General features: G+C 45.9%; 8 protein-coding genes, 1 tRNA gene and 1 pseudogene. 6 read left to right on the plus strand and 4 right to left on the minus strand.

Annotated elements, in window-relative coordinates:
* The first annotated feature begins 171 nt into the window (after positions 1 to 171).
* Positions 172 to 858, plus strand: coding sequence for a hypothetical protein (locus tag COT43_09395; GenBank protein ID PIS27648.1), 687 nt, complete (start codon positions 172 to 174; stop codon positions 856 to 858).
* A 26-nt stretch (positions 859 to 884) separates the two neighbouring features.
* Here COT43_09395 and COT43_09400 read toward each other — a convergent pair whose 3' ends face one another.
* Complete coding sequence (locus tag COT43_09400; GenBank protein ID PIS27649.1) at positions 885 to 1,934, minus strand: hydroxyacid dehydrogenase; 1,050 nt, start codon at positions 1,932 to 1,934, stop codon at positions 885 to 887.
* Between the two features lie 10 nt (positions 1,935 to 1,944).
* Positions 1,945 to 2,277: a hypothetical protein gene (locus tag COT43_09405; protein PIS27650.1), complete on the minus strand. Its 333-nt coding sequence runs from the start codon at positions 2,275 to 2,277 to the stop codon at positions 1,945 to 1,947.
* Positions 2,278 to 2,579: 302 nt separating this feature from the next.
* On the opposite strand from COT43_09405, the gene trpB reads away from it, so the two are divergent.
* On the plus strand, positions 2,580 to 3,779 hold the full coding sequence (gene trpB, locus COT43_09410; protein PIS27651.1) for a tryptophan synthase subunit beta: 1,200 nt from the start codon (positions 2,580 to 2,582) through the stop codon (positions 3,777 to 3,779).
* An 11-nt stretch (positions 3,780 to 3,790) separates the two neighbouring features.
* Here trpB and COT43_09415 read toward each other — a convergent pair whose 3' ends face one another.
* Both COT43_09415 and COT43_09420 read right to left on the minus strand, forming a co-directional pair.
* Positions 3,791 to 4,333: an arginine decarboxylase, pyruvoyl-dependent gene (locus tag COT43_09415; protein ID PIS27652.1), complete on the minus strand. Its 543-nt coding sequence runs from the start codon at positions 4,331 to 4,333 to the stop codon at positions 3,791 to 3,793.
* Positions 4,334 to 4,519: 186 nt separating this feature from the next.
* Positions 4,520 to 6,880 (minus strand): annotated as a pseudogene (locus COT43_09420) (glucosamine-6-phosphate deaminase).
* Positions 6,881 to 7,175: 295 nt separating this feature from the next.
* Here COT43_09420 and nusB point away from each other — a divergent pair.
* The 4 genes from nusB (at position 7,176) to COT43_09440 (ending at position 12,597) form a co-directional block, all read left to right on the plus strand.
* On the plus strand, positions 7,176 to 7,601 hold the full coding sequence (gene nusB, locus COT43_09425) for a transcription antitermination factor NusB (protein PIS27653.1): 426 nt from the start codon (positions 7,176 to 7,178) through the stop codon (positions 7,599 to 7,601).
* Positions 7,602 to 7,710: 109 nt separating this feature from the next.
* The gene (gene secA / locus COT43_09430) at positions 7,711 to 10,746 is read left to right on the plus strand and encodes a preprotein translocase subunit SecA (protein ID PIS27654.1); all 3,036 of its coding nucleotides are present in this window, start codon (positions 7,711 to 7,713) and stop codon (positions 10,744 to 10,746) included.
* A 29-nt stretch (positions 10,747 to 10,775) separates the two neighbouring features.
* Positions 10,776 to 12,380 carry a hypothetical protein gene (locus COT43_09435; GenBank protein PIS27655.1) on the plus strand — a complete coding sequence of 535 codons (1,605 nt, stop codon included), beginning with the start codon at positions 10,776 to 10,778 and terminating at the stop codon, positions 12,378 to 12,380.
* 128 nt (positions 12,381 to 12,508) lie between these two features.
* A tRNA-Leu gene (locus COT43_09440) sits at positions 12,509 to 12,597 on the plus strand.
* Positions 12,598 to 12,636: the final 39 nt, after the last annotated feature.

Raw genomic sequence — 12,636 nt, forward strand, 5'->3', positions numbered from 1 at the left:
GAATCCTTTCGTCGAAAAACTACCGGAATTTATCGACTTTCGGCAAAATAACGAAATCAGACTTCATTTTGCAAAGGGAAAGAAGAAAATGGAATTTCTATTGGAAACAGAAAGGGTTTCAGATTAAATTCGAGCAGTCGGTTTTAGAAGTTGTGCAAATTAGAGTAGAAAATGAGTAGCAATTTACCCAAAGCGACATGGATTCTCAGTTATGGTGACATGGTGACGCTGTTGCTGACATTTTTTCTGATGATGATGGTCATATTGAACGAAGCCGAAAACACAATTTACCAGATGGTTGACGTATTGCTAAATGAAACCCAGCAGAATCTGGCGAATTATGTGCGCGTTGAACGCCTCAGCAAAAACATAATCGTTAATCGCACGACCAAAGGCGTTCAGTTAACAATCAGCGGCGAGTATTTCTTCGACGTCAACTCGGCGGAAATATCAGCGAATTTTCGCCCGATTTTGGATCATATCGGAAACACAATCCGGCATTCGCGGATGTTTACGTTGAAGGAAGACAAGGAAATGAAATCTTTCTACGACGCCATGCAAAAGTACAATCATGTTCTGAATGTCGAAATTCGCGTCGAAGGACATACCGACAACTGGGCAATTCGCGGTGGAAAATACGACAGCAATTGGGAATTGAGTTCCGCGCGGGCGCTGGAAGTCGTGCGTTATCTCAGCACCGTTTCAGGGATCGGGGAGAGTAAGTTTTCAGCGCTGGGTTACGGCGAATTCCGGCCGGTCGCTGATAATTCCACGGAAGAGGGACGCTCGCTAAACCGGCGCGTCGAGATTTTTATCGACGCCGACCTTCAGAAAATCGAACCACAAAAGGCAAAATAATGAACCGAGACGGTTCATCGGCAACTTTAAAAACACCTACCGGTTTTTTCCTTTAAGCAAATACTTTCGGTGCATTGATAGCATATTTCGTTGATGAGTGGTTTATCATCGAAGAAATCTTTGATGTTCTGGCAAGTTGTTTCGGCGATATTTTTCAGCGCTTCCTGCGTAAAAAATCCTTGATGCGAGGTGATGAGCACGTTGTTAAAAGTGAGCAAGCGCGCCAGCGTGTCGTCGCTTAGAATCTGATTGGAAAAATCTTCAAAGAAATATTTGCTTTCTTCTTCGTAAACGTCGAGCCCGGCAGAACCGATTTTTTGGCTTTTCAGTCCATCAATAAGCGCCTGTGTGTCGATTAAATGTCCGCGTCCGGTGTTGATCAGCATGATTCCTGATTTCATCTCAGCGATGGCTTCTTTATTGATCATGTGGAAAGTCTCTTTGTTCAATGGACAATTCAAGGAAATGACATCCGATTCGCGATAGAGCGTCTGAAGATCGACGTAAGCGACGTTGTTTGCCGTTGCAAATTCAATGTCTGGGAAGGGATCATACGCGAGAATATTCATCCCGAAGCCGGTGAGAATGCGGGTGAGGACTTTCCCAATTTTTCCTGTTCCAATAATGCCGGCATTCTTTCCGTGCATGTCAAAGCCCATGAGTCCGGAAATCGTGAAGTTATTGTCGTGGATCCTATTGTAGGCGCGATGGATTTTCCGGTTGAGCGCCAGCATGAGTGCAACGGTATGTTCAGCGACGGCAAACGGCGAGTAAGCGGGAACCCGAACCACGTGTAGATTTTTATATGCGGCGTGGAGATCGACATTGTTGTATCCGGCGCTTCTGAGCGCGATCAACTTTACGCCAAACGATTTGAACAGGTCGAGGGTTTCTTTCGTGAGCGGATCGTTGACGAAAATACAGACGACGTCGAAATCTTTAGCGAGAATCGCCGTGTCGACCGAAAGGTGCGCGTTAAAATATTTAAATGAAAAACCAAATGTTGAATTGACGGTGTCGAACGATTGGATGTCGTAAGATTTTGCGTCAAAAAATGCGATTTTGATAGGTTCCATAATGCTCCTTCTAAGAATTGATAGTCATTTGTGACTGAGTGTGTCGATCGTACCAATGGGGATCTCTTTGCCAAAAAAGCCGAAAGTAAAGTTTGACTTTTGCATAGAAATGAGCGATGCCCGGCTCAATGTCGATTTCGGGATGAATGACCGTCCACTCATATTTGACGTCGGCTTTTTTACCGGTTCCCGTCACCGGACCAATGCTATTAAAAAAAGCGTTGATCATGGTTTCGTGAATTGAAACGCCGACATGCCGCGGTGCCGTTTGAGCAAAAACGTCGAAATTCCAGACTAAAACGAAAGCGAAAACCAGATAGATTATTCTGATCTTTTTATTCATCTTAAACCCTTTGAGCGATTAACTTTTTCATAAAAACTCTGAAATTTACTGTTTTTTCGGAAAAATGTGTGGACTGCTCTGAAAAATATCTTTTATTTTTTCGGTTGAACCAATATATTTTCCCCCGATGATTACGAAGTCGAAAAGAAATCTCGTTCAGTGGTGGTGGCGCCGGAGTATTTTCTTTTCGGGTTCGCTGATCCGCATCGATAACTAATTCAATTTAAAAATCATTTAAGAGATCGCAGAGCCTGAAAAGACCTGTGACCGTAGTCGTTTTATGTCAAAAAAGTAGGAGAATCATGATGATTGAAAAGTTACCCAATGAGAACGGATATTTCGGAGAGTATGGCGGGAGTTTTGTTCCGGAAAATCTGCAAAGCGTTTTAAACGAAATTACCGCCGCTTATCTGAAAGTCAAAGAAGATCAGTCGTTTCAGGATGAACTGACTGATTTGTACCATCACTATGTTGGGCGCCCGAGTCCCGTTTATTTTGCCCAAAAATTGTCCGGTTCGATTGGCGGCGCGCGGATTTATTTAAAGAGAGAAGATTTAAATCATACCGGAGCGCACAAGATTAATCATTGCCTTGGCGAAGCGTTGTTGGCGAAGCGAATGGGCAAGAGGAAATTGATCGCCGAAACCGGAGCGGGTCAACACGGCGTCGCGTTGGCGACAGCGGCGGCGCTGACCGGATTGGCGTGTGATATTTACATGGGCGAAGTTGATATTGCCAAAGAGCATCCAAATGTCGTCCGAATGAAAATTCTTGGCGCGAGGGTTATTCCGGTTTCAGAAGGACGGAAAACGCTTAAAGAGGCGGTTGATGCCGCCTTTCTCGCTTATTTGCAAGATCCGGTTAAACAGTTTTACGCAATCGGCTCGGTGGTCGGACCGCATCCGTTTCCGATGATGGTTCGTGATTTTCAGAGTATTGTCGGTCGCGAAGCGAAGGAACAGTTCAGAGAATTGACGGGAAAGTTGCCGGATCATTTAGTGGCATGTGTCGGCGGAGGGTCGAATGCGTTAGGACTGTTTACGGCGTTTTTGGACGATGCCGAGGTCAAGATGTACGGCGTTGAACCAGCCGGGATTGGATTTAAAGATGGGGAACATGCGGCGACATTGATGCTTGGGAAACCCGGTATTTTGCATGGATTTAAGTCGTATCTTCTTCAAAATGAGAACGGCGAAGCGATGCCAGTTTATTCGGTTGCCAGCGGGTTGGATTATCCGGGCGTCGGTCCTCAGCACAGCTATTTGAAAGACATTCGGCGCGTTCAATATCACTGCGCCACAGATCGAGAAGCGATCGACGCTTTTTATTTGTTATCGCGAGAAGAAGGAATCATTCCGGCGTTGGAAAGTGCGCACGCTATTGCATTTGCTCGACAACTCGCCAGAGAAATTGATCAGAAGGAAACCATTCTTGTCAATCTATCCGGCAGAGGCGATAAGGATATCGATTTTGTCGTTGAGAAGTACGGTATTCCGGCGTAAATCCGGTCGGCTTACAGAATAAAAACGACGGCGGCGATGACTGTTGTCCAAAGACCTGCTTTGTCGCCCGTCGCCGATTGTGTCATGTTACTCGTTTTAATAATCATGCCGCTGGAGCGAAAGAGTTGTTTTCGTTCGTCCCATGCGGTTTCGGGATCGAATTCAATGCCGCGCGTCGTAGCGAGCATTGTGGCGGCGAGGTCTTCGGCATAATCACCGGCGACTTCATCTGTCTGTCCGAAGGAATGATGTTCCGAGATATAGCCATAGTTTGATTCGCCGGATGGAATAGCGATTCCGATGGAAGCCGCGAGGAGTCGGTGAGGTTCGTTGGTAGAATTTTTTGCAAGGACGGTGAACGTGATTTCGCCGGGTTTGAGCATTTCGGTACCTTTTTGTCGGGAAATTTTCTTGGCACCCGGGGGCAGAATACTGGAAACCGTCACTAAATTGCATCCCTGAACGCCCGCGTTTCTTAGGGCTAATTCAAATGATTGAAGATAATCTTTATGTCTTCCTTGTCCTTTGGTGATGAAAAAATACTTAGGTATCATTTGGGTTCCTCCAATTATTTCTATGGTAATTTGAAAAACTGACAGTTTTTCATTGGTTGATTTTACTATGACCAAACGCAGATGTCAAGGCTAATTTTGGAGCCGTCCGCACTGGTGTAGCGTAGCAAAAAACCTTGTGACAGAAAACGTACCTATTACAAGGTTTTCTATCAAAAAAACAAATTGCTATATGTTTTCGGTGGACTTTTTGAGTTCCATCGAGTGTTCAAAGAATTCGGTCGGTGTCATTTCTTTGATAAAAATCATCCCGTGCGTCGCGCGCAGTCTCGGGTGTTCGTTGTTGATGAAGAAGTTTCTTCCGAGACAGGTTTTGATTTTTAGATATTGATCGACCTGAATTTTCCGGGCAACGTCGCAGAATGGGCCGTCCAATTCCGGGCTGGGAAAACTGGCGGTTTTCTGGGAAGAGAAACTTTCCAGAAAGGCGTTTTGCAGGATCGCCAGCGAATTTAGACTGACCGGCACGTAAATGTTGGCACTCGCCGGATGAAATCGAAACCAGACATTGCGGTATCCCCAGATTTTTAATTTTGATATATCTGTATCCTTCTGGTACATCTTCAGCGCTTCTGTGATTGCCTGAAGAACTTTGTAATGTGTGTCTGGTCCGCTCCCTTCCGGATCAAAGGCGAGCGTGATGACAGTCGGTTTGATTTTCTTTAACAGTTTATAGATCGGGATAACGTCGCGGGAAACGATTGGGTCTTCTGAGAAAATATCGCCTTTGTAAAAACCGAGCCGGAGATGGTTGACGGCGCTGTTGTCAAACCCGAAATATCCCCATAGTACATCGGCTTCCCATTCGCGGATCGATCCTTTGAGCCGTTGAACGTGAGCGATGTCTTTTTTCCCCGGATACTGTGTCTTAAAATAATTGATAAGTTCGTCAATCCGGTCTTCCAGATAGGTCAGATTACTCTCTTCATAAATTTCGATAAGAAGGGACAATAGGCGACGCGATTCCGCTTCGATCTTCTTCTTTTTATCGCCGCTGGCGACGCCGTCGAGATAGCAGTTGACGTCGCGGTTTCGGCTTTCGGCATGTGTTGGTTCGAAGTAATTTTCGTCCCACAATTCCTTGAAGTGTTTGCTGTCTAAGTGATTCTTCAGATTGGTCAGCAGAGACAGAACGTATGAATTGGTCACGGCGTTGAATCCGCTTGTCATGTAGTTGAAAAAGTGCTTGTTTTTCGGCGAGCGAACGAGATGAGCGATGTAGGGCAGGTATCCAAGCATGATGTCGTCATGATGCGGCGCGCAGTGCATGAAAACCTCGTTTTCGGTATTTTGGATGCCGCGTTCGATGCGTCCTACGAAAGAATTGTGAATCTTTTCATTTAACTCGCTATGATTTACACCGGTCTTTTTTAGGATCAGCGAAGCGAAGCGGTCAGATTGATAATCTTCCGCTGTCAGATCTTTGAAGGTTTTATGGTGGCTGATAGAAAGATTGACGATCGCTTTTTCGATCGTTTTATCATCAAGTTTTTCCATCCGAGCGACGCTTTCGTACCAGCGTTCGATGAGTTTGATGGCGGCGCCGTCTGTCAGATAAAACCGCGCATTCGGCAGTTTTTGAAGCGCCGTTGCGGGAAATTGAATGGTCGGTGCGCTTTGAATCGAGTCGCGGATGATATTGGCTTTCGATTGCCCGGATGCGATAATGATGGCAACGCAGTCTGGATTGTAGGCGATCGTTTCGAGCCCAATGGTGATGACAAGACGTTTGCGGGCGACTTCAATTCCGCCGAGATCCGTGGATGCCGCCGCTTGTGTTTCGTAGTTCGTTTCCGTCAAGCGCGTTGTCGAAAAATGATCGCTTCCTTTGACGTTGAAGCCGATATGTCCATCTGGCCCAATTCCGCCCATGAAGAAACCGATGCCACCGAGCGCACGGATTTTCTTTTCGTATTCAACGCAAAACTGGTCGGTTTTTTCGATGGTCTCTTTCTGAAGTTCTTCCAGAATGGATTTCGGCCAGCGGGTGCGCAGAGAAAGGTCGACTTTTTCATCGAGAAAAATCTTGTCGAAGTGTAAGTCGCGAGCGGTTCCGATCTCGTTGATATTGATTAACAGCGCCTTTTTCAAATCCAGTCCGAAATTGCGGAAGTAAAATTTTTGGATATAAAAATTGAAACTGTTTTGCTGGTTCGGATCAATTGGGTAAAACTCGTCGATCTGGACGAAATTTAGACTCGTCATGTCCGGTTTTCGCGAAGGATCAATGCCGACATTTTCGAGTTCTTTTCGGGTAGCCGCTTCGTTCCATGTTTGTAAATAGTGGCTGACCCATCGGATGAAATGTTCGGGCGTTTTCCCCGTTGGCAAAGAAATGACTCCGCCGGGATTTGTCTGCACCCATTCGAGAAAACGGAATGCGGCTAATTTTCCCAACATGGGGAAATTGTTGACTTAAACGACGGGTATTTTTTCGGTTGGTAGATATTGGAATTCCCAGCCTGATTTTTCGATAAAGTGCTGTTCGACTTTTGTCGGCGGCTTGATTAGGCTGGATTTTGACTTTATGGATTTTGGATTTGCCGGAGTGTTTTTGGAAATTGTGTGCTCTGGTAAGTTATTGTCACTTGGCATATTTTACATCTCTTTTATCAATGTTCAGGTTGTAAAGTTGTATCGTTCACTACAACCAAATTTAGCCATAAAAAACGAATTTTGGGAAGCAAATTATCCAGATTTGATCGAATGATGGAGGTTATCCGAAAACCAATTTTGATGCTGTTCCGAACTTTTTTTCATTTAGTTGCTAAAAAATAGTGTAAATTCTGCCGTTGAATTTTTTACACTTTAGGGTTTGTTGAAAATGAGAGAAAGACGAATTGCGCGAGAAGTTGCCTTGCAGGCTATGTATGCACAGGAAATTTCCGAGGATACAATCGATTTTGTCGAGTCAATGGTAATCGATGCGTCCGATCTATCGATCGAGTTGAAATTATTTGCAAAATCAATTTTTGAATCTGCTACTTTGCGCAAGGACGATTTGGATAAATTCATAAGGGACAAGTCCGAAAATTGGGACTTCGACCGGATAGCCATTATTGATCGCTTGATCATTCGGATGGCGATTTGCGAGTTTCTATATTTCACGGACATTCCTCCCAAAGTATCTATCTCCGAGGCGATTGAAATCGCTAAAAAATACTCAACGGACGACAGCAGTGCGTTCGTTAACGGAATTTTGGACGCCGTTCTGCACATTATCGGCGGCACGCTCAAGAAAAGAACATAGTCGCGATACTGACCGGAATGGCTAATATTTTTGAAATATCTATCCTGTGTAAATTTATCCATAATCAGATTTACGCGGACGAATCAATAATCAAGTGCATGGTGAATATATGAGCATCAGTTCTTTCCTGACATCCATATTCGGCACGGCATCCGATAGAGAGATTAAGAAAATCCAGCCGGTCGTCGATGAAATCAATCAAATCTATTCGACATTACAAGATGTTCCAATCGAGAAACTTCGGAAACGTACCGAAGAATTCAAGCGATTCGTGCAGGAATCTCGATCATCAGCGGATAAAGAACTTCCGGAAGATATGGATCGGGAAGAGCGCGATAAAATTCTCCTGAAAGCCGAACGCGCCGCACTCGATGAAATCCTGCCGGAAGCCTTTGCAATGGTGAAAGACGTCTGCCGCAGACTCGTCGGTCAAGAGTGGATAATAACCGATCAGAAAATGAAATGGGATATGGTTCCGTACGACGTTCAATTGATTGGCGCCGTCGTGCTTCACGAAGGGAAAATTGCCGAGATGAAAACCGGTGAAGGCAAAACGCTCGTCGCAACGATGCCGGTTTATCTCAATGCGTTGACCGGCAGAGGCGTTCATGTCGTCACGGTCAACGATTACCTTGCCCAACGCGACAGTGAATGGATGGGCAGAATCTACACGGAACTTGGTCTCACGGTCGGATGCATTCTCAACACGATGGATTCCGAGGCGCGTCGCCATGAATACAGCAAAGATATCACCTATGGAACGAACAACGAATTCGGTTTTGATTATCTTCGCGACAACATGGCGCTAAGCGTTGAAGAACAGGTGCAACGCGGGTATTTCTACGCAATCGTCGATGAAGTTGATAACATTCTCATTGATGAAGCCAGAACGCCGCTCATCATTTCCGGCCCCGTTGCCGCTTCTCGCCACGAAAAATTCGATGTGCTCAATCCGGCAGTTGCTTCTTTGGTGAGGTACCAGCGCGATGTTGTAACGGAAATTTTATCCAGATTCCCTGATGATCCGGCTCAGTTGAAAGACGACGCCGCCTTAGCCAGCAAATTTTACGTTGCATCGCAGGGAATGCCAAAAAATCGAAGACTGCGGAAACTCCTTGAAGAACCGGAATACCAGAAATTGGCTCAATCCGGCGAACGTGAATATTTACTTTTGACCGGTGGAAAAACCGGACAATCGGTCAGCCAGGATGAGTACTTCAAAGACCTTTACTATTATATTGAAGAAAAACAGCACAACATTACTTTAACACCGAAAGGCGAAGAAAAACTGGCTTCTCTGCTTGGAATCAACGTCAACGAACTCATCATTCCGGAGATGGCGGAAAAGACAGTTGAAATCGATACGGACGCGACTTTGAGCGAAACCGAAAAGGAAAAAAAGAAACTTGAACTGGACATGATCCACTCGGAGATTTCCGACCGGTTTCATAACATTTCCCAATTGCTTCGCGCTTACAGCCTTTATGAAAAAGATAATGAATATGTCGTTCAGGATGGGCGGGTTTTAATTGTCGATGAATTTACGGGGCGAATTCTTCCCGGTAGGCGGTACAGCGACGGTTTGCATCAGGCGATCGAAGCCAAGGAAAAAGTCAAAGTAGAAGCCGAGACGCAAACCTTTGCCACAATTACGCTTCAGAATTACTTCCGCATGTATGATAAACTCGCCGGTATGACGGGAACGGCTGAAACGGAATCGGCAGAGTTTCTCGACATTTACAAACTCAACGTCGTCGTCGTTCCGACGAATGAAACATGTATCCGAACCGACCACGAAGATCAGGTTTATAAGACACGGCGCGAGAAATATAACGCAATTATCAATGAGATTGAAGCCGCATTTCATAAAGGACAACCGGTGCTGGTCGGCACGATTAGCGTTGAAGTTTCCGAAACCATCAGCCGTATGCTGAAACGGCGGGGAATTCCCCACAATGTTCTGAACGCCAAACAGCATAAACGGGAAGCAGAAATCGTCGCGCGGGCGGGCGAAAAATCGGCGGTCACGATTGCCACAAACATGGCGGGACGCGGAACCGACATTAAACTTGGCAAAGAAGTTCGCGAACTCGGCGGATTGTATATCGTTGGTACCGAGCGGCACGAATCCCGACGCATCGACCTCCAGCTACGCGGACGGAGCGGACGCCAAGGCGATCCCGGCGAATCGCGCTTTTTCCTGTCTTTGGAAGACGATCTGATGCGGTTGTTCAATAGCGAACGCGTCGCCGCCATTATGGATAAAATCGGCATCGAAGAAGGACAGGTTATCACTCATTCGATGGTCACGCGGTCAATCGAGCGAGCGCAAAAGAAGGTTGAGGAACGCAATTTTGGGATCCGCAAACATTTGCTTGAATACGACAACGTGATGAACCATCAGCGAGAGATCATTTACGATCGCCGAAATTATGCACTCGTTGAACCGAATCTGCGCTCGGAAGTCTTTTCTATGCTTGATGAGTGGACGGATGGACTCGTCGAAAAGTACACATCTGATTCTGCACCGGATGAATGGGATTGGAACGAATTGCGAATGGAAATCGGTTCAACGCTGGGAATCGACATGTCGCTTGACCAATTATCGAACGTCACGCCAGATGGAATCAAAAGCGAGATCATCGAACGTTCGAAGAAATATTACGATCGCCGCGAAAAATATCTCGGAGAAGAGCAGATTCGTTTTCTTGAAAAATTTGTGATCTTGCGGACAATCGACGAAAAATGGCGCGATCACCTCTACTCGATGGATCAATTGAAGGAAGGTATTAATTGGCGCGCTTACGGTCAAAAAGATCCTTTATTGGAATATAAAAGCGAAGGGTACACAGCATTCACCATCATGCTGGATGAGGTAAACAAACAAGCGCTCAAACTTTGCTTCCGCGCTCAAATCGGCGGACCGGCTCCGGAACAACATCCCGCCAGACGGGCGCCTACGCAAGCAGTTCATCGCGAATCACTCGGTATGGGCTTTACCGCATCAAATGAAACGTCCGAACGTTCCGATACTCGCGGTCAAAAACAGATGCCGATACATGTCGAAAAACACATCGGTAGAAATGATCCGTGTCCTTGTGGTAGCGGAAAGAAGTACAAGAAGTGTCATGGAGCAAATCTCTAAACTTTCGATTGTTTTTTAAACGATAACACATGGCGAAAAGCACCGACAGATTTGTTCATTTATTAATAGTCGTCGGAATCATATTGGCGTTTCGAGCGGAAGCTGTGCCGGATTTTACCGTCCAACCGGCAAAATATTTCAAACCTACCATTTCAATCCAGAGTCAGTTCGAATTTGTAGGCGATACCGTAACAATTCCGATTGATTTAGAAATGCCGTCGGCATCCATTAGCGGTTTCCAATTCAAGATAAATACAATGCCGCAGATTCTCGACTTCATTCAGATTGAAGCGGGCAACGGTATCGCTGACGACACAACTTGGCAGGTTTTAGGGAACGTTCAGGTTGACGGTTCCGTGCAAATCCTCGGCTTCAATATGGCTTGCGATTGTCTTGATTCGGGAAATCATGAGGTTGTGAACGTCAAAGCCGTGATTTCCTCATCTGCGGAAATCGGTCGGCATTTCGTCTCGATCTCCGACTGCATAATTTCCGATTCGGTTGGAAATTCTATTGAATCGGTCACAACTGACGGTGAATTGTTTGTTACGAAGTCCGGCGTGCTTTTTACCGCTTATGACAATTCTTTATGGGCGGGATCGACCGGAAGTGCAGTAGATATCATTCTGCGAAACAAGAAACCGATTGCGGGTTTTCAATTAGATGTCGCAGATTCTGGCAACTATTTTTCGGTGAAAAGCATTTCGGTAGATTTGCCGACAGGTTGGACGGCTCAGTTTAACGAAATTGACAGTACGACGACACGGATCATCTGCGCCGGATTTGGACAGTCCATCGCACTGAATAGCGAAACAAGAATTAGTCTGAATGTCGATGTCGGACCATTGCTGAAAGCCGGAAATTATCCATTTAAGATTGGAAATGTCGTTGTGAGCGATTTATCCGGTCAACCGCTTTTTGCCGAGTGTGTTGCGGAGTCGATTTGTGTTATTAATGATGCGCCGCTTGCTTTTGATCTGATCGAACCTCTATCCGGAACACAGTGGACGATTCCCTCATGGGATTTCGATACTGCGACGGTTCAGTTTAAGTGGAATTCATCCGTCGATCCCGAACGTCAACCTTTGAACTATCGGGTTGTTTGGTACGTTTCCGGTACGCCAGAAGTTTCTGATACGATTCCGGCTGATAACATGGGAAATGATACGACATTGATTGTCGATCGGGTGTGCCTTCTGCGGCGCTTGCTCACAACCGGATCGAAATCGTCCGTTTATCACTTTTATTGGTTTGTCGAAGCAAGCGATGGCATCAATCGAACGAAATCTTCTCGGGAAAATCTCCTGAATGTCGAAGTTCCGTCTGGAATTGAATCGCCGGACGGCAAACTTCCGAAGCGATTCGCGCTGATGCAGAATTATCCCAATCCGTTCAATCTCGTCACGACGATAGGTTTTGCAGTTCCCAACGAATCAAACATCCGTATTGAAATTTATGATATTCTTGGACGTCAGGTTGTATCGCTCGCAGATGGTGCTACTTCCGCCGGTTTTCATCGGATTTTCTGGAACAGCGCCGATGCTTCCGGAACACAAATGAATTCCGGAATCTACTTCGTTCAGATGACCGCCGGACAATTTACGGCGAGACGAAAAATTGTGCTGTTGAAATAAACTGGCGTGTTTACGGGGTTGGACCTACGAATAGAGATTAGTATCTTCCTCTCTAACATTTTGGAAAAAAACGACCGATGGTATAAATTACTGACGTTATTTGAGTCGCGGTGCCTGCCGTTTTTATTGCCAGAGTGGTGAAACTGGTATACACGCTAGGCTTAGGACCTAGTTCTGCGAAGGCGGATTGTGGGTTCGAGTCCCACCTCTGGTACAAGGTTCTGGCAAGCGGGCGAACTAGGCTTAGGATTTCAGT

This window comes from Candidatus Marinimicrobia bacterium CG08_land_8_20_14_0_20_45_22, from assembly GCA_002774355.1.
GTDB lineage: Bacteria > Fidelibacterota > UBA2242 > UBA2242 > UBA2242 > 0-14-0-20-45-22.

What these genes read in the sequence shown, in the direction of transcription:
- COT43_09395 (PIS27648.1), top strand. Translation starts at nt 172, where the DNA reads ATGAGTAGCAATTTACCCAAAGCGACATGGATTCTCAGTTATGGTGAC.
- COT43_09400 (PIS27649.1), bottom strand. Translation starts at nt 1,934, where the DNA reads ATGGAACCTATCAAAATCGCATTTTTTGACGCAAAATCTTACGACATC.
- COT43_09405 (PIS27650.1), bottom strand. Translation starts at nt 2,277, where the DNA reads ATGAATAAAAAGATCAGAATAATCTATCTGGTTTTCGCTTTCGTTTTA.
- trpB (PIS27651.1), top strand. Translation starts at nt 2,580, where the DNA reads ATGATGATTGAAAAGTTACCCAATGAGAACGGATATTTCGGAGAGTAT.
- COT43_09415 (PIS27652.1), bottom strand. Translation starts at nt 4,333, where the DNA reads ATGATACCTAAGTATTTTTTCATCACCAAAGGACAAGGAAGACATAAA.
- nusB (PIS27653.1), top strand. Translation starts at nt 7,176, where the DNA reads ATGAGAGAAAGACGAATTGCGCGAGAAGTTGCCTTGCAGGCTATGTAT.
- secA (PIS27654.1), top strand. Translation starts at nt 7,711, where the DNA reads ATGAGCATCAGTTCTTTCCTGACATCCATATTCGGCACGGCATCCGAT.
- COT43_09435 (PIS27655.1), top strand. Translation starts at nt 10,776, where the DNA reads ATGGCGAAAAGCACCGACAGATTTGTTCATTTATTAATAGTCGTCGGA.